Origin of the sequence: Bradyrhizobium sp. UFLA01-814, assembly GCF_046718885.1 — a bacterium.
In the GTDB taxonomy this organism is placed as follows: domain Bacteria; phylum Pseudomonadota; class Alphaproteobacteria; order Rhizobiales; family Xanthobacteraceae; genus Bradyrhizobium; species Bradyrhizobium elkanii.
In genome coordinates, this window is the sequence record NZ_JAQOSR010000086.1 from 1 (window position 1) to 16,963 (window position 16,963).

Sequence of the window (16,963 nt, forward strand, 5' to 3'; positions counted from 1 at the left end):
TCTCGTAGTATCGGGGCGTCGTCATACGCGAAGGCCACCTTATCGAAGCTGATGGCGCCCTTGACCCGTCCAGGATCGACGCCGTCCACAGGGTCGTTGATGACATCGTCGGCCGACAAAATCGTTTGAATGCGCTCCAGCGCAACGGTCGTCTGTGCGATCGTGCTGGTCATGCTCGCTAGGTCTTTTACCGGTTTGAAGAATTTGGTCAGGTACGCGAGGTAGACCGTCAACGCTCCGGCCGTCAGGGCGCCCGCAACGATCAGTGACGTCCCCCTCCAAAGGACAATGCCGGTGCAGATCGCAACAACAATGCTCACCGTCGGTGACATCAAGGACTTGATCTGGCGCGCCTTCAGCGCAGCTTCCACCGTGGCGTGGCTTGCGGCTTCCAGGTGCGCTATCTCAAGGTCCTGCCGGCCAAATGCCTTTACTGCACGAACCGATCCGATTCCCTGCTGTACGACTGCAACAATCTCGCTCTGCCGGGCGCGCACGGTTCGCGTCACCTCCTTCACGGCCTTCTTGAAGTGAAAGAGAAACACCAGCAGGAAGGGGACAAGCGCTACGGCGATCAGCGTGAAATCCCAATCCAGATAGAACATCAATCCAAGCATGAACAGGATGGTAATGAGATCGACGACGATATCGAGTGTCGAGGACGATGCGAAATCCTGGATGGTCGAGACATCGCTGGTTATCGTAGACATCAGGGTGCCGGTCTTGACGTTGTCGTAGTAGCGCAGCGACAGTCGATGCAGATGCGTGTAGATCTGTACGCGCAAATCGTTGGCAACCCACTGGCCAACGCTGGTGGTGTAGTAGTTGTCGATGTAGGTCGCGATCGCTCCGACGACGGCGATGAGCAGGGTTGCTGCGCCGGCAAACAGCGCGACGCCCGCGGTGTGTCGTCCGAACCCGTAATCATGCGCCCAAGCCAGCCAGTCCGGCAATTGGTGCCGTCCCAGAGCGTCATCGAGAACCAGCTTTAGTGGCCAGGGCGCCGCCAGGCTCATTGCAATCTCAATCAGCATGGCGGCGAAAACGATGAGCAGCCAGCCCCGGTACGGCTTGAGCAACCCCAGAACCATCGAAGTGAGCCTCTTTCCCTCGTGCGGCTTTTTGAGCGCCACGGTGGCGCACGAAACGACGGCGGCAATCGTCTTCAGCAACATGTCGGTTACGGCCTCCAACTTCGTGCGATCATGTGCGTAACGAACCTGCGCCGCTATGGCAGATGGTCGAGGAGTTAGGCCAGGCGGGGCGCGTGCAAGCTGGCGCTAGTCTCCGAGGTTATTGTAGCGTCGCGTTGATAGTGACGATTGACGAGCCGGAACCTGTTTGACTCGTGCCGGTCGCCTGAATGGAGAAACTATCGCCGCCACTGTATCCAGCTTGCGAGGTGTAGAGAAAAGAAGATGCATCGAGCTGTTGCAAGGTGCCGTGTGCCGGATTCTGTGAAACGTCAGAACTCTGCATTTCGCCGGCCAAATTGAAGCTCAACACGCAACTACTGCCGGAAGCAATCTCGATATAGCCTATTGAGTTAAAGCCCCAGCCGGCCGGTGGTGATCCTGACACTACGCACTGAGGAACGTTTTGGGCGAATGCGGTCGTCGCTGCAGCCAGGGAGCTCAACATAGCTGCGACCAGCACTGAACACGCCCGAGCCATGTGTGTCATTTGCGTACTCCGCCAAGGTCCGAGCGAACCGCCACACCGTCGCCCGATCTAGGAAAAATATTCCAATCCGCTCTGCGCGCTATGCAATTTCGGCAGAAGGCGCGATTGTTCGGCCGGTCCGCGCTGCGGTCCGGTTGGCCTGAGTGCGACCCCGGCACACGAACAGGTGGTCTGTGAACGGATCCTGATGCAGTCAGATGCGCCTTTAACTCATTCTTATGTTGCGCATGCACTGGTGGGACGAAAGCGAACTTCGTTACTCGACGGCGCGTGGAAAACTCCACCCGCGGGAGAAGTGTGATCGGGCTGGAGGAATCGTTTGGGATCTGGGCAGGGGGCCTGACCCGGTCCTTGTAGTGCAAGGTGAACTGCTGGGTTGCGCATCCTGAGACCGTTGCGGCCACAGCGCGCCGGCAGATTCACGGAAGCGGCTCCACTGTTGCAGCCATATCGGGTGCGCGACTGACCCGGTAGGTCGCGTTGCTGCATTTGAGGACCCAGACATCACGATCCGGTCTTGAGCGCTTCACGTCTCTCGTCGCGCCAAGCGCCTTGTCGCACGCAAAGCCCTGCAGCCGGATCTGCGCCGCGAGCACGTTCTGTGGTGTTTCTCCGCGCATCGCCTGTTGAGCTACTGCCGATGAGCAAGCTGCAAGAGCTGCAGCTCCGACCAGTATCGAGTTAAGAAGCTTGCACATGGCTAGGCTCCTCCCTTTCGCGCGACGTGCTCAGTTATGCAGCGGCGCATCATGATCGTATCGGACGTTTATGAAGCAGACAGCCGAAGTGTCCCGGAAGCCAGAACGAAACACCGCCTTCATCGGCTCGCGCCGCATCATTGGGAAGCACGAGCGAAGCGGCAATAGCTGCCGCGCCCAACCGCCAAACGAAACCAGCCGTCGATACCGACTTCACGCCCGTCATCCGCATCTACTGATCCCCACTCTACTGCCGCCCTCCTGTCACAACGGAAGAGCAATCCGGTGGTGAGAACTCCGAAAAGCGAGTAAATGCTACCACAGAGCGTCTATGCAAAATCGGCAGCTTACCCAGCTGAGGCGTCCTTCGTAGGAGACTGTGTTTTCCGCGTCACAATTTTCGGTTCTGGCCAATGCTTAACTGCTCTTGCCGTTTTTGCATAGTCAAAGACCACTTCTCTCAAGATCTGTAGCAGATGCAACGCATCCTGGTTCGGTCCCGCGGACGTTTGCGCGCGGTCAGAGCCAGCAGGTGGAGCGAAGGTCGTGATTTCTTGGTAGAAGGCACTGTTGAAATCGGTGTGCCATGACAGCCTATCGATATTTCGTGATCTTGTTTGTGGTTGCCCTCGGCAGCAAAAGCTTTCGAACCAAATTTTTGGTGGCGACGCATGAAACGGGTCGCATATAGACGGCGATGGTGGGTCGTTGCGGCGGGCGGGCTTCTCGCCTACCTTATGCTGGCCTATGTCATACTGCCCGCCTTGTGGAGCCACCACGAGCGCGAGCCAGGTCTCGCTCCTTTGCCAATGGTGACACGCACTGCGAGCGGCATCCCCGGCGATGCGCTCAATGTCGGACTCGTCGGCAGCCAAGAAGACGTGCTCCGCGCCATGCATGAGGCAGGCTGGTTTCCGGCAGACCCCATCACCCTGCGTACGAGCATTGAGATCGTCGGTAGCGTGGTGCTTGACCGGCCATATCACGATGCGCCTGTCAGTCCGCTCTATTACCAAGGACAGAAGGAACAGCTCGCGTTCGAAAAACCCGAGGGCAAAAGTGCCGACCGGCGGCACCACGTCCGATTCTGGCAGGTCCTCAACAAGGGAATCGACGGCCGTCCCGTCTGGCTCGGTTCAGTGACCTTCGACCGCGGAGTAGGCTTGAGCCATGACACCGGGCAGGTGACCCATCACATTGGCCCTGACATCGATGCCGAACGTGACCTTTTGATGCGCGATCTGCGCGAAGCGGGCATGGCTCAGAATTTTTTTCAGATTGCCGGAATCGGCCCCACCTTGTTTGGCCGAAACGGCGAAGGCGATCCTTACTACACAGACGGCGAAATTGAGGTCGCCACTCTGGTGGCTGGCGGCGTCAGACAAATCGGGCCACCGACAACGCTGCCACCGCCGAAGCTGATCGCGTTGAAGGACCAAGTCTGGCACGGAATCAGCAGTGCGGTCAGCCAACAACTGTCTGGAAAACCTTAAAGCCTATCGCTTTAGACCCGCGCGAAGATCGTCGGTGAGGCGCGAAATGGTGCCGTAGCCGAAATAATGGCCTGATCACCAATGCGCAACGTCAGCGCTGTTGTACGGGCGTCGACCGTGGCGTCAGCGCAACGTCGCGGCTAGAAATTGCGTAGCGCGCCTTCCTGACGTGACGCCAATTATGGGCTAACGGATTGTGGACGGGAGGAATATCGACGAACCGAGGTGTGTTCGTCCACGCGTCGCGCCGTGCGGTCATGGATGGCGGTTGGGAATGTCCGGAAGCGCATCGTCAAGGAGCTTCCACTTCTCCTCGGTGAGTTCGTTCATGCGAGGATCGCCGAGGAAATCGATCGCGAACTGCACAACCGACTCTGCCCCGCCACGAGCTTTGACGCCTGTTTCGCCAACCGAATCTGCAGGAAATAGCGACCGTCGCCGCGCCGGGCGAGGTAGGAGGGACGAGCCACGAATAAGCCGTTCCGGGGCGCGGGCAGGTGAGACATCTGGGTGAGCCCACTTCTCGCCAGCGAGGGGTTGCGTGTGGACGGCGGTTTTTGGCGAACTACCAAGGGCCCACGTCGCGAGTTAGGCTGCCCTCCGGTAGGAGAATAGGGCTTCGGAGATAGTGGATCTAGCGAGGTAGCGGTCCCCTGACTCGAACCCCCGACGCCGAGCGGCTCGACCCCGACCAATTAGTAGCTTAGCGCTTGCACTGAACGTTAACGCATCGAGGCCAACCACCGATTGACCACCGAAACGCCGTGAACAAACGGCGATAAGGGTGGTCAATTGCGAACAGACTTCATTGTTTTCGTTGATGTTTTCGTTTGCTACTTACGTTCGGGACGCAGGGGTCGCAGGTTCGAATCCTGCCACTCCGACCATTCTTTCAAGCACTTATAGTTTCTGTGTTTTTCGTGCGCAACGACATGCGCATCGATTTGAAGCGCGGCTGCCATGTCGGTCGATTTCGGGACGCCGGTCCCTCCTATCGGCGATTCGGGACCATTGGAGCGCGCGAGGGTAACGGCCCCTGACGTGATGTTGCGTAGCACGTCACCAATCACCACACGGTCTCCCTTCGGACCTCTCGACTGATCCTGTCCGGCATCAAAGCACGAATAGCCCGCCGCGAGTAGTGCTCAGCTTGCCGGCGCAAATACCTGTCAGGGGTTGCCGACTTCAAAGGCCAGCAGAACATTGCCGGGCAGCCCGCTCCATTGCGCGTAGCCGGAATTGACGTACAGCATGCCGTCGACGACGACCGGGCCGGGTCCGTCCATGGCGCCGCCATGGGCCGCAACGCCGTTGACCGTGGTGTAGTCGCGGGCGGTGTCGATTTCCCAGAGCAGCCGTGCGTCATCGGTCGCGTAGGCGCGCAGGAAGCCGCTCACGCCGCCCGAGAACACGACGCCGGGAATGGCGGTGACCGCCGCGGAGAGCGCGGGGCTACACTGGGGGCGGTCGCCACAGGCCACCGGCGCCACCTGCATCGCGATCCTTCCGGTCGCAAGATCGAGCCCGAACAGGCCGCCACCTTCGCTTGAATTCAGACGTCGCGTGCCGTCCCTTAGAAATCGTACGTCCGAATTGGCGACATAGATTCGGTCCTGGTCGGCGGCGGAACCCCACTCGGTCCCGCCCAACGCGCCACCCTTGCCGATCCGCGTCTGCCACAGGATCTTGCCCTCGTGGTCGGGATCGAGCGCGTGGACCACGCCGGATTTCTGGCCGATCACCAGCACGCGCTGTCCATCACGCAGGCTCACCAGGATCGGCGATTGACCGAAGTCATGGTCGGGGCCGCGGTCTTCCGGACAATTGCTCTGATCGGTGCCGAAACACGCAACGATGAAGCTGTCCTTCGGCGTGGCTTGCTGATGCCACAGCATTCGGCCGGTCGCGAGATCGAACGCGAGGATGGCATCGCTGGTGTCGGTTGCCGGATCGGCATAGCTGTTCGAGGTCGCGACATAGAGCGCCTGGCGCTGCACATCGATCGTCGGCGCGGACCAGACCGACGCGCCGGCCGGACCGAACAGCTGGGTCCCGATCGCGTTCGCCCGTGTCGGATGCGGTGCCTCCGGAATCGTGTAGGCCTTCCAGATCTGTGCGCCGGTCTCGGCCTTCAGCGCAACGACGCTGCCGCGAAACGTACAGCACTGGTAGGTGGGACGAGACCCGATGGCCTCCTCGATCGATGAAACGCCGACATAGACGACGCCGGAATAGAACACCGGCGCACCGGTAATCCGGGCGGCCACATGATCGTCGACCTTGCTCTTCCAGATCAGCTTGCCGGTCGCGGCATTCAGGGCGTAGACGTTGGCACGCACATCGCCAAAGAAGATGGCAGGCTGGCCGTTGTCGAGCGGGGCAAAGCTGATGGCCGTCCGCACCGGCGCCTCGGTCGGAAACGCCCAGCGCGTGCAGCCGCTTTTGGCGTCGAGGGCGTGGACCTTGCGGTCGCCGCCACCGACGAACAGCAAGCCGCCGACGACAGCCGGCTGCGCGTTGGCGTTGGACGTCTCAGGAAACCCGAACGCCCATTTCAGACGCAGCCGCGGGATCTGGTCTTGCGCGAGGCCGGCCATAGCCGCCGGCTGAAACCGGCTGTTGTTGATATCCGCGCCCCAACCGTTCCACCGCGGCCCGTCGATCGGCTGCGGAAAGCCGGTCTCGTTCTTCGTGCATTCGCCCGCGCTCTCGGTTGCCGCGAGCGAAGCGGCCTTTCCGGTGACGAGCGAGGCGATCGCCGCCCGCTCGTCGCTGCTCAGTCCTTGCGCGAAGGATGCCATCGGGCCCGTGGTGATCGCACCAAGCACCTCGTCGAACGATCTGGATTGCAGCGCGGCGCGGCTCGGCGCGCGAACACCCGTATTGCTGTTGTCGTGACATTGCGCGCAGCGTTGCGCGTAGAGGTCGGCACGGCCTTGCTGCGCTGTTGCAGGCAGGCAAGAGGAGATCAGGGCGACGGCAATCGCAGCACTCAGTTTCATCGTGGTTCACCGGCGTTGGCTTTGATGAAGAGAGTGATTGCAGCGTAGCACAACCTTTCGGCTGCATCGTGCCTGGCGGTGGCCGGCAGCACGTATGGCGGTGCAGGATCCGATCGCCGCCGCCTCCAATTCGAGCGCCCGCCGGCGCGATCTCCCATTGACAGGTCGGTCGATGTGATAGAATTATAACACAATAAGTTGCAAAAATAACAACATGTCACCATCGTACCAGCGCCTCGCGCGGGCGACGGGAGGAAAATTTGGAATTGTCCGGTTCGATCGCAGCCGAGCCTCGGCCGTCGACGGCGCTGTTGATGGTCGGTGGCATCAACAAGCGCTTCGGCGGCGTGCGGGCGTTGCGCGACGTCAACCTCGAGGTCCGGGCCGGCGAGGTGCACGCGCTGCTGGGCGAGAACGGGGCCGGCAAGTCCACGCTGATCAAGATCCTCAGTGGCGTCCATGCGGCCGACAGCGGCGCGATCGAGATCGCCGGCAAACCAGCGACGTTCGACAGTCCGGCTAGATCGCGCGAGGCGGGCATCGCCGTCGTCTATCAGGACCTCAGTCTCGTCGAGTCGCTGAGCGTTGCCGACAACCTGTTGCTCGGCCGCGAGCCGCGTACGCGGTTCGGCTTTGTCCGCAAGCGCGAACTGATGGCCAGGGCCGAGGCGTTCCTGAGCGAACTCGGCATTCCCCTCGATACCAAGGCAACCGTCGGCTCGCTGCCGTTCGCCTATCGCCAGATGACCGAGATCGCCAAGGCACTGATGGGCGAGGTGCGCCTGTTGATCCTCGATGAACCGACATCGTCCCTGACTTCGGATGAAGTTCGTATCCTGTTCGACGCGATCGGCAAGGCGACGCGCCGCGGCGTCGGCGTGATCTATGTGACCCATCGGCTCAACGAGGTGTTCGAGATCTCGCAGCGTGTCACGGTGCTCCGCGACGGCGCCAATGCCGGCACGTTCGTCACCGCCGAGACCGACATGAAGCGGCTGGTGAACGCCATCATCGGCACCGACCGATTGGCGCCCGCGGTGTCGCGCGCCGAGCCTGCGCCCGCGCGTTCGTTCGATCCGTCGCCGGTTCTGTCGCTGTCGGGCGTGTCCAACGACCGCCTGTCGGCCGTCGAATTGTCCGTGATGAAGGGTGAGATCCACGGCCTTGCCGGATTGATCGGCAGCGGGCGCACCGAGATTCTGGAGACCATCTTCGGCCTTCGGCCGGTCGACAGCGGCACACTGGCGATCGAGGGCCGGCCGTGGCTGCCGAACGGCGCGGCCGATGCGATCGACCATGGCGTTGCGCTGGTGCCGGAAGACCGGCACATGCAGGGCCTGGTGCTGGATCATTCGATCGAGCGCAACATCACATTGCCGCGGATTCCGCATTTCTCGCGCTGGGGCTTCATGCAGCAGCGCGCCGCCGCCCGGCGTGCCGACGCTGCGGTGGCGAGGCTGTCGGTGAAGGCGCAAGGCGCCTTGAGCCTGGTCAGGACATTATCCGGCGGCAACCAGCAGAAGGTCGTGTTCGGAAAATGGAATGATCCGCGGCCGCGCCTGCTGCTGCTGGACGAGCCGACGGTCGGCGTCGACGTCGGCGCACGCGAGGAGATCTACGGCGTGATCCGCAATGCCGCCCGCGACGGCACCGGCGTCCTGGTGGTCTCGTCGGACCTCGTCGAACTGATCGAGCTCTGCGACCGCATCTCCGTGATCGTCGATGGACGCGTGGCGCGAACGCTGGTGCGCGGGGAGATCGATGATGCCGAAGAGCTCCATCATCTGCTGCAGATCTACCAGGCTTCCGAACAAGGCGTATTGCAAGAGCTACACGCATGACCGAACTGACCGCGCCCAACCTCGTTGCCTCGTCGACCCGATCCGATCGACGCCGCAAGCTGCTGCAGAACCTGCTGCGGGGTGAGCGGCCCTACATGCTGTACATCGCCTTCGTGGTGCTGCTGGTCGTGTTCAGCCTGTCCTCGCCCTGGTTCCTGTCGGTCGACAATTTCCTGAACATCGGACGCCAGACCACGCTGGTCTCGATCATCGCGGTCGGCATGACCTTTGTGATCATCGCGCGCCAGATCGATTTGTCGGTCGCATCGACATTGGCGCTGTCCGGCATGGCCACGGCGCTCGCCATGAGCCAGATCAACAACAGCTGGATCGTCGGCGCCGTCGCCGGGCTCGGCACCGGCGCGCTGGTCGGGCTGCTCAACGGCATCCTGACCACGCAGCTCTCGATCCCGTCGTTCCTGGTGACGCTGGGTTCACTGAGCATGGCGCGCGGCTTGGCGATGATGGTGACCAATACCAAGCCGGTGATCATCACCAACGAGACCTATTTCGCGATCTTTGGCGAAGGCTCGTTCCTGGGCATACCCGTTCCGATCGCCTGGACACTGGTGGCGATGATCGTCGGCATCCTGCTGCTGCACTACAACGTGTTCGGCCGCCGCATCTATGCGGTCGGCGGCAATCCCACCGCAGCGCTGTATTCCGGCATCAACACCAAATGGGTGACGACCGCGGCCTTTGTGCTGACCGGCGCGCTCGCCGGGCTCGCCGCGCTGGTGCTGTCCGCGCGCTCGCACGCCGCGCGGCCGGACGTCGTGCAGGGCATGGAGCTCGACGTCATCGCCGCCGTGATCCTCGGCGGTTGCAGCCTGTTCGGCGGGCGCGGCTACATCCTGGGAACGCTGTTCGGCAGTCTCATCATCGGCACACTCAACAACGGCCTCGTGCTGCTCGGCGTCAGCTCGCCGCTGCAGCTCGTCATCAAGGGAGCGATCATCGTGGCCGCGGTCGCATTCACGAAACGCTAGAGCACGATGGTGCAGCACATGGGCCGCAAGGTCAGGCGTTGCAAGGGTAGGGGCAAGGTCGCCGGCCTCCGGTCAATCGGCGACCAAAACGGGAGGAAACAATGAAGCCAATCTTGCGACAAACCCTGCCGCTGACCGCGCTGATCGCGGCGACGGCCATTTCGATCGCCCCCTCGGCCCGCGCCGAAGTGCCTGCAACCTGCGTCAAGGGCGTCGATCTCGCGACGCTTGGACCGAAATCGATCGTCGGTCAGGGGCCGCATGGCGAGAAGGCCGCCTCGCCCGAGGTGCTGGCGCTGTCGGACGCCGATGCCGCCAAGATCAAGGAGAAGCATTTCAAGGTCGGCATCTCCATGCAGACCGTCAATCTCGACTGGGCGCAACTGCAGATCCAGGGCATCACCGATACGCTGAAGAAGTATGGCGTGACCGTCACCGGCGTCGCGTCCGCCGAATATCAGGTCGACAAGCAGATCGCCGATATCGAGAACACCATCCAGCAGCATCCTGACGGCATCATCTCGATCCCGGTCGATTTCACCGCGACCGCGCCGACCTACAAGAAGATCGCCAAGGCCGGCATCAAGCTCGTGCTGATGGACAGCATCCCGACCGGACTGAAGCATCCCGAGGAATATGCGTCCATGGTCTCGGCGGATAGCCAGGGCAACGGCCAGATCGCGGCCCAGATCCTGGCCTCCTGCATGCCGCAGGGCGGCACCATCGGCCTGGTCAATTTCGGCGTCGATTATTTCAGCACCAACGAGCGCACCAAGGGTGTCCGCGAGTGGATGCAGAAGAATCGTCCCGACATCAAGATGAAGCAGGTCGACTTCACCGACCCGCCAAAGGTGTCGCAGATCGCGGGCGACTTCCTCACCGGCAATCCGGATATCAAGGGCCTGTTCGCGGTCTGGGACCAGCCGGCGCTCGATACGCTGAGTTCGATGCGCGCGCAGGGCATCGACATTCCGGTCACCACCGTCGACCTCGGCCTGCAATCGGCGATCGAGATCGCCAAGGGTGGGCCGCTGAAGGCAACCGGATCGCAGCGCCCCTATGACCAGGGCGTCGCCGAAGCGATGGCCATGATGAATGCGCTGCTCGGCAAGGAAACGCCCGGCTGGATCGGCGTGCAGTCGTTGCCGGTGACGCAGTCCAACGTGCTGGAATCCTACAAGACCGTGTTCAAGAAGGAGCCGCCGCCGGAACTGACCGACGCCTGCAACAAGGCGAAGCCTGCCTGCAACTAAGCAGGCGGGAGTTCGATGCGTGGTCCCGCGAGCCCGCGCATCGTGAGCAGCCTGATCCGGGCGTGCCAGCCCCCGCTCGGATCAGGTTGCGCTGGTCACATATTCGACGGGGAGGCTGCGGAAGTGCTTGCGCATGTCCGCTGACGCCGTGCCGCCGACGATGATCCGCGAGAACGCGCCGATGTCGGAGAAGAATGCCGACTTGAGACTGCCGAGTTTGCTCGCGTCGATCACCAGGATGCTCTCCATCGCGGTCTCGATGACGGCCTGCTTGACGGCGACTTCGTGAAAATTCGAGCAGCTCGCGCCACGGGTCCAGTGCACGCCGCCCGCGGAGATGAAGGCCTTGTTGATGCCGAGCCGTCGCAGATAGGACAAGCCGTCGTCCGACGCAAAGGACTGCGACGACGGATGGTAGAGGCCGCCCATCAGCATCACCTGCGTGGCCGGCCGTCGCGTCACGATCGACGCCACGTTCATCGAATAGCAGATCACCGAAAGCGGCAGGTCCTCTGGCAGGCAGTCCGCCAGCGACTGCATTGTCGTGCCGCAATCGATGAAGATCGTATCACCTTCCTTGATCGAGGCCGCGGCAGACCGGCAGGCGAGGCGCTTGTCCTGGGTGTGCTGATCGATCTCCTGCTCGAACGCGTACTTGATCCCGGTCGGCGACGCCGCATTGACGACGTAGCCGCCGAGCAGCGCCAGCGCGGCGTCCGGCCCGGCGAGATCGCGCCGAACCGTCATTTCGGAAACCTTGAGGAGCTCGGCGGCGTCCTTCAGATGCAGCGTGCCGCTCGATTCGACGGCGCGGCGCAGCCTCTGCAGGCGCTGCACGCGCGTCTCGCTTGGTCGTGCGTTCGATGTTTCAGCCATTTTAATCGCCGGGCTTGCTTATCCGATTGACAATGATCTTACAATGTTGTGAGTTTATCAACGTCGATTTGTTACAATAATAACATCCAGTCTGGCGGGCTGATCGAAGGTCGGGGGACGATGTCGTCCTCGGGCGGTCGGTAAACCCCGCGGCAAGGTCAGGGAGGATCACATGTTGCGATCGACACATTCAGTCTATCTGGCGATCTCGTCGATTCGCTAGGACCGCACGGCGCCTTCATGACGCAGAGCGTCTTCATGCAGAATCGGTCCCCGTTGGCCGCGCAGCCGCCTTCCCCGGGCAGCGGGCATCAGCTCCCGCGCAACAGTGGTCGCGCGCTCGAGATGGATTGGATCGACGGGATCAGGATCAATCTGTCGGCCGCCGAACGCCGCGTTGTGAGCCTGCCGGGCCGGCGCACGGTCAAGAAGGACGCGCAGGCGGCGTGGCTTCTCAAGGCGATCACCTGCATCGACCTGACGACGCTCAATGGCGACGATACGACCGAACGGGTGAAGCGCCTCTGCGCCAAGGCCAAAGCGCCGGTGCGCGGCGACGTTCTCGAGCGGCTCGGCTTTGCCGGCCGCGAGCTGCATACCGGCGCGGTCTGTGTCTACCATCGGTTCGTGGCGACGGCCGTCGAAGCGCTCGACGGATCGGGCATCCCGGTCGCTGCGGTCTCGACCGGATTTCCCGCAGGTCTCGTGCCGCACGATCTGAAGCTGAAGGAGATCGAGGCGTCGGTCCGCGACGGCGCGGAGGAGATCGACATCGTCATCACGCGCGAGCACGTGCTGACCGGCGATTGGCAGGCGCTCTACGCCGAGGTGCGGGATTTCCGCGCCGCCTGCGGCGACGCGCATCTGAAGACGATCCTGGCCACCGGCGATCTCAAGACGCTGCGCAACGTCGCCAAGGCGTCGATGGTCTGCATGATGGCCGGCGCCGACTTCATCAAGACCTCCACCGGCAAGGAAGGCGTCAACGCGACGCTGCCGGTGACGCTCGCGATGCTGCGGATGATCCGCGTCTATCAGGAGCGCACCGGCTACCAGATCGGCTTCAAGCCGGCCGGCGGAATCTCGACGGCAAAGGACGTGCTCAACTACCAGTTCCTGATGAAGGAGGAACTGGGACGCGACTGGCTCGAGCCGGACCTGTTCCGCATCGGCGCCTCCAGCCTGCTCGCCGATATCGAGCGGCAGCTCGAGCATCACGTGACCGGCCACTATTCGGCCTTCAATCGCCACCCCGTGGGATGAGACTCCAGCGATGAGCGTCGCAAACTATTTCGAGACCATGGAGTACGGCCCCGCGCCCGAGGCGGACGGCGAGGCACGCGCCTGGCTGGCGCGGCATGGCGCCACGTTCGGGCATTTCATCGCCGGCAGGTTCACGGCGCCGCATGCCGGCAAACACCTCAACACGACCGAGCCGGCCACGGGCAAGACACTGGCGCGCATCGCGCAGGGCGCCGCCGTTGATGTCGAGGCGGCGGTCAACGCCGCGCGCACCGCGCAGACAGCGTGGGCCAAGCTCGGCGGTCACGGTCGCGCGCGTCATCTCTATGCATTGGCACGCATGCTGCAGCGGCACGCCCGGCTGTTCGCCGTGCTGGAGGCGATCGACAACGGCAAGCCGATCCGGGAAACCCGCGATCTCGACGTGCCGCTCGCGGCGCGCCATTTCCTCTATCACGCCGGCTGGGCGCAGTTGCAGGAGCGCGAATTCGCCGATCAGGTGCCGGTTGGCGTGATCGGGCAGATCATTCCGTGGAATTTTCCGCTGCTGATGCTGGCGTGGAAGATCGCGCCGGCGCTGGCCGCGGGCAATACGGTGGTGCTGAAGCCGGCGGAGTTCACCTCGCTCACGGCGCTGCTGTTCGCCGAGCTTTCGGCCGAAGCCGGCCTGCCGCCGGGCGTGTTGAACGTTGTGACCGGCGATGGCGCGACCGGTGCATTGCTGGTCGAAAGTCCCGGTGTCGACAAGATCGCGTTCACCGGCTCGACCGAGGTCGGGCGGCTGATCCGCCAGTCGACCGCGGGCACCGGCAAATCGCTGACACTCGAGCTCGGCGGCAAGTCGCCATTCATTGTGTTCGACGATGCCGATATCGATGGCGCGGTGGAAGGCGTGGTCGATGCGATCTGGTTCAACCAGGGGCAGGTCTGCTGCGCCGGCTCGCGGCTGCTGCTGCAGGAGGGGATCGCGGATACCTTCCGCAGGCGCCTGATCCGCCGCATGGAGACGCTTCGCGTCGGCATGCCGCTCGACAAGGCGATCGACATGGGCGCGGTGGTCGCGCCGGTGCAACTCGAACGGATCAAGTCGCTGGTCGAGACCGGGGTGAAGGAAGGCGCCGAGAAATACCAGGCGTCCGGTGCGATCCCGGCGGAGGGATGTTTCTATCCGCCGACCCTGCTCTGGAACGTGCATCCGTCCTCGACGGTTGCGACCGAAGAGATCTTCGGCCCGGTCCTGGTGGCGATGACATTCCGCACCCCTGACGAGGCCGTGATGCTCGCCAACAACACGCGCTACGGCCTTGCCGCCAGCGTGTGGAGCGAGACGATCGGGCTGGCGCTCGACATCGCGCCGAAGCTCTTGGCCGGCGTGGTCTGGGTCAACGCCACCAATCTGTTCGACGCCAGTGTCGGCTTCGGCGGTTACCGCGAGTCCGGCTTCGGCCGCGAGGGCGGCCGTGAGGGCATGTATGAGTATCTCAAGCCGAGGGCCTGGAGTGGGCGCAAGCCGCGGGCCAAGGCATCGCCGCTGCCGACGGCTTCCGGCGCCAGTGCCGGGTTCGATGTGCCGCCGATCGATCGGACGGCAAAACTGTTCGTCGGCGGCAAGCAGGTGCGCCCGGACGGCAATTATTCGCGTCCGGTGCTCTCGTCGAAGGGCCGGCGCCTGGGCGAGGCAGGCGAGGGCAATCGCAAGGATATCCGCAATGCGGTGGCCGCGGCGCGCTCCGCCGAGTCCTGGGCGCGGGCGACGGTGCATAATCGCGCCCAGATCCTCTATTACCTTGCCGAGAACCTTTCCGCGCGCGGCGATGAGTTCGCCCGTCGCATCGCCGACATGACCGGCGTGTCGGCTGCGAAGGCGCGCACGGAAGTCGATGCGAGCATCGAGCGGCTGTTCAGCTATGGCGCCTGGGCCGACAAATTCGAAGGATCCATCCACGCGCCGCCGCTGCGCGGCGTGGCGCTCGCGATGCATGAGCCGATCGGCGTGGTCGGCGTCGCCTGTCCCGACGAGGCGCCGCTGCTCGCCTTCATCAGTCTGGTGGCGCCGCTGATTGCGATGGGCAACCGGGTCGTCGCCGTGCCCAGCGAGCGGCACCCGCTCGCCGCGACCGACTTCTACCAGGTGCTGGAAACCTCGGACGTGCCGGGCGGTGTGGTCAACGTCGTCACCGGCGATCACAGCGAATTGGTCAGGGTGCTTGCCGAGCACGACGATGTCGACGCGCTCTGGGCGTTCGGATCGCAGGACGCCTCGGTGACGGCCGAGCGGCACTCGATCGGCAATCTCAAGCGCACGCTGGTCGATCATGGCCTCGCGCTCGATTGGTACGACAAGGCCGCGAGCGAGGGCCCGATCCTGCTCCGCCACGGGGTGCAGGTGAAGAACATCTGGATTCCGTACGGTGACTAGCGACGTCACCTTGCGGTGATATCGATGGGGGTTCGGACCGTCAGAGTCCGGCGAATTTCAAGACGAGGGAGGGACGCAACATGCTCAAGGGCATCAATCCACTGCTCAATGCCGACGTGCTTTATGCCTTGCGGGCGATGGGGCACGGTGATCGCCTGGTGGTGTGCGATACTAATTTTCCGGCCGACTCGATCGCGCGCCAGAGCGTGCTCGGCAGGCTGCTGCGCATCGACAATGTGAGTGCCGCCCAGGCGGTCGAAGCCGTTCTTTCGGTGATGCCGCTCGATACGTTTGTCGACGATGCCGCGATCCGCATGGAGATCGTCGGCCAGGCCCAGGAAGTACCCCCCGTGCAGCGCGAGGTGCAGGCCGCGATCGATCGCGCGGAGGGACGGTCCTGGCCGCTGGTCGGCGTCGAGCGCCACGCTTTCTACGAGAAAGCGAAGACGGCCTATTGCGTGATCGCGACGGGCGAGCGGCGCTTCTACGGCTGCTTCCTGTTCAGCAAGGGCGTGATCGGGCCGGACGGGGAGTGACAAGATGAACAAGAGTGGCGTCGCCGTCCTCGGCGTCTTCGTCGTAGACCTCGCGTTCCGCGCCGGCAACATGCCGGCGATCGGCGAGACCATCGCCGGTTCGGGATTCGCGATGGGGCCCGGCGGCAAGGGATCCAACCAGGCTGTCGCGGCCGCGCGGGCCGGCGCCGGCGTGAGCTTCATCTCGCGGATCGGCAGCGACGCCTTCGGCGAGCTTGCGATCAAGACCTGGGAGGCAGAGGGAATCCGGCCGCGCGTGGCCAGGACGGCGGAGGCGCCGACCGGAGCGGCGTTCATCTATGTCCACGAGACGCGCGGCGACAACGCCATCATCGTGGTGCCGGGTGCAGCGGGTGGTATCGGTCCGACCGATGTCGACGCGGTGGCGGACGCGATCCGCGACTCCAGCGTGTTCGTGACGCAGCTCGAGCAGCCCGTCGATGCGGCGCGGCGCGGGCTCGAGATCGCGCGCGCCGCCGGCAGCATCACGGTGTTCAATCCGGCGCCGGCGATCCAATTCGACGATGGCCTGTTTGCGCTGTGCGATTATGTCGTTCCCAACGAGACCGAGGCCGAAGCGCTGACCGGGATCGCGGTGGGTGACCTCGCCGGCGCCCGCCGTGCCGGCGACGCCCTGTTGGCCAAAGGCGCCGGGACGGCGCTGATCACCCTCGGCGAGCGCGGCGCGTTATTCCATGCGCGGGATCGCTCGTTGCACGTGCCGCCCTTCGCGGCCGGCAAAGTCGTCGAAACCACCGGCGCGGGCGACGCATTCGTCGGCGGCTTCGCGGCGGCGCTCGCGGACGGCGTCGATCCGCTCGAGGCTGCGCGGTTCGGTTCGGCCACGGCGGGAATCTCGGTGACCCGGCCGGGCACCGCGCCCGCGATGCCGCGGCGCGCGGAGATCGAGGCGCTGCTGAGGGGATGATGC

Annotated in this window: 13 protein-coding genes; 8 read left to right on the plus strand and 5 right to left on the minus strand. The window is 63.6% G+C overall.

The features are described 5' to 3' along the window. From PMN64_RS24445 to PMN64_RS24455, 3 genes are all read right to left on the minus strand, one after another. A partial coding sequence (locus tag PMN64_RS24445) for an ABC transporter ATP-binding protein (protein WP_411782458.1) occupies positions 1–1,175 on the minus strand: 1,175 nt, incomplete at its 3' end. 118 nt (positions 1,176–1,293) lie between these two features. Continuing rightward, positions 1,294–1,683 carry an Ig-like domain-containing protein gene (locus PMN64_RS24450; RefSeq protein ID WP_411782459.1) on the minus strand — a complete coding sequence of 130 codons (390 nt, stop codon included), beginning with the start codon at positions 1,681–1,683 and terminating at the stop codon, positions 1,294–1,296. Between the two features lie 419 nt (positions 1,684–2,102). After that, on the minus strand, positions 2,103–2,381 hold the full coding sequence (locus PMN64_RS24455) for a hypothetical protein (RefSeq protein ID WP_411782460.1): 279 nt from the start codon (positions 2,379–2,381) through the stop codon (positions 2,103–2,105). A gap of 671 nt (positions 2,382–3,052) precedes the next feature. Here PMN64_RS24455 and PMN64_RS24460 point away from each other — a divergent pair. Continuing rightward, complete coding sequence (locus PMN64_RS24460) at positions 3,053–3,874, plus strand: LssY C-terminal domain-containing protein (RefSeq protein WP_411782461.1); 822 nt, start codon at positions 3,053–3,055, stop codon at positions 3,872–3,874. 1,169 nt (positions 3,875–5,043) lie between these two features. Here the strand turns inward: PMN64_RS24460 and PMN64_RS24465 are convergent. After that, positions 5,044–6,876 (minus strand): PQQ-binding-like beta-propeller repeat protein, encoded by a 1,833-nt coding sequence (locus PMN64_RS24465; protein WP_411782462.1) that lies wholly within the window; start codon positions 6,874–6,876, stop codon positions 5,044–5,046. A gap of 260 nt (positions 6,877–7,136) precedes the next feature. Here PMN64_RS24465 and PMN64_RS24470 point away from each other — a divergent pair, with 260 nt between their 5' ends. The 3 genes from PMN64_RS24470 (at position 7,137) to PMN64_RS24480 (ending at position 10,959) form a co-directional block, all read left to right on the plus strand. Then, positions 7,137–8,717: a sugar ABC transporter ATP-binding protein gene (locus tag PMN64_RS24470; RefSeq protein ID WP_411782463.1), complete on the plus strand. Its 1,581-nt coding sequence runs from the start codon at positions 7,137–7,139 to the stop codon at positions 8,715–8,717. Further along, positions 8,714–9,706 carry an ABC transporter permease gene (locus tag PMN64_RS24475; RefSeq protein ID WP_411782464.1) on the plus strand — a complete coding sequence of 331 codons (993 nt, stop codon included), beginning with the start codon at positions 8,714–8,716 and terminating at the stop codon, positions 9,704–9,706. The genes PMN64_RS24470 and PMN64_RS24475 overlap by 4 nt, the downstream gene beginning before the upstream one ends. 101 nt (positions 9,707–9,807) lie before the next feature. Continuing rightward, on the plus strand, positions 9,808–10,959 hold the full coding sequence (locus tag PMN64_RS24480; RefSeq protein WP_411782465.1) for a substrate-binding domain-containing protein: 1,152 nt from the start codon (positions 9,808–9,810) through the stop codon (positions 10,957–10,959). 81 nt (positions 10,960–11,040) lie between these two features. On the opposite strand, the gene PMN64_RS24485 is transcribed toward PMN64_RS24480, so the two are convergent. After that, entirely contained in the window at positions 11,041–11,835 is a 795-nt protein-coding gene (locus tag PMN64_RS24485) for a DeoR/GlpR family DNA-binding transcription regulator (RefSeq protein ID WP_028339628.1), read from the minus strand. A 258-nt stretch (positions 11,836–12,093) separates the two neighbouring features. Between PMN64_RS24485 and deoC the strand changes: the two genes are divergently transcribed. From deoC to PMN64_RS24505, 4 genes are all read left to right on the plus strand, one after another. Next, the gene (gene deoC, locus PMN64_RS24490) at positions 12,094–13,098 is read left to right on the plus strand and encodes a deoxyribose-phosphate aldolase (protein ID WP_411782466.1); all 1,005 of its coding nucleotides are present in this window, start codon (positions 12,094–12,096) and stop codon (positions 13,096–13,098) included. A 10-nt stretch (positions 13,099–13,108) separates the two neighbouring features. Beyond that, the gene (locus tag PMN64_RS24495) at positions 13,109–15,496 is read left to right on the plus strand and encodes an aldehyde dehydrogenase family protein (protein ID WP_411782467.1); all 2,388 of its coding nucleotides are present in this window, start codon (positions 13,109–13,111) and stop codon (positions 15,494–15,496) included. Positions 15,497–15,576: 80 nt separating this feature from the next. Continuing rightward, positions 15,577–16,032: an RbsD/FucU family protein gene (locus tag PMN64_RS24500; RefSeq protein ID WP_411782468.1), complete on the plus strand. Its 456-nt coding sequence runs from the start codon at positions 15,577–15,579 to the stop codon at positions 16,030–16,032. Positions 16,033–16,036: 4 nt separating this feature from the next. Next, on the plus strand, positions 16,037–16,960 hold the full coding sequence (locus PMN64_RS24505; protein WP_028339624.1) for a ribokinase: 924 nt from the start codon (positions 16,037–16,039) through the stop codon (positions 16,958–16,960). The last annotated feature ends 3 nt before the right edge of the window (positions 16,961–16,963 follow it).

Coding starts and splice junctions, on each gene's coding strand:
- PMN64_RS24450 (WP_411782459.1), bottom strand. CDS start 1,683: ATGACACACATGGCTCGGGCGTGTTCAGTGCTGGTCGCAGCTATGTTG.
- PMN64_RS24455 (WP_411782460.1), bottom strand. CDS start 2,381: ATGTGCAAGCTTCTTAACTCGATACTGGTCGGAGCTGCAGCTCTTGCA.
- PMN64_RS24460 (WP_411782461.1), top strand. CDS start 3,053: ATGAAACGGGTCGCATATAGACGGCGATGGTGGGTCGTTGCGGCGGGC.
- PMN64_RS24465 (WP_411782462.1), bottom strand. CDS start 6,876: ATGAAACTGAGTGCTGCGATTGCCGTCGCCCTGATCTCCTCTTGCCTG.
- PMN64_RS24475 (WP_411782464.1), top strand. CDS start 8,714: ATGACCGAACTGACCGCGCCCAACCTCGTTGCCTCGTCGACCCGATCC.
- PMN64_RS24480 (WP_411782465.1), top strand. CDS start 9,808: ATGAAGCCAATCTTGCGACAAACCCTGCCGCTGACCGCGCTGATCGCG.
- PMN64_RS24485 (WP_028339628.1), bottom strand. CDS start 11,835: ATGGCTGAAACATCGAACGCACGACCAAGCGAGACGCGCGTGCAGCGC.
- deoC (WP_411782466.1), top strand. CDS start 12,094: ATGCAGAATCGGTCCCCGTTGGCCGCGCAGCCGCCTTCCCCGGGCAGC.
- PMN64_RS24495 (WP_411782467.1), top strand. CDS start 13,109: ATGAGCGTCGCAAACTATTTCGAGACCATGGAGTACGGCCCCGCGCCC.
- PMN64_RS24500 (WP_411782468.1), top strand. CDS start 15,577: ATGCTCAAGGGCATCAATCCACTGCTCAATGCCGACGTGCTTTATGCC.
- PMN64_RS24505 (WP_028339624.1), top strand. CDS start 16,037: ATGAACAAGAGTGGCGTCGCCGTCCTCGGCGTCTTCGTCGTAGACCTC.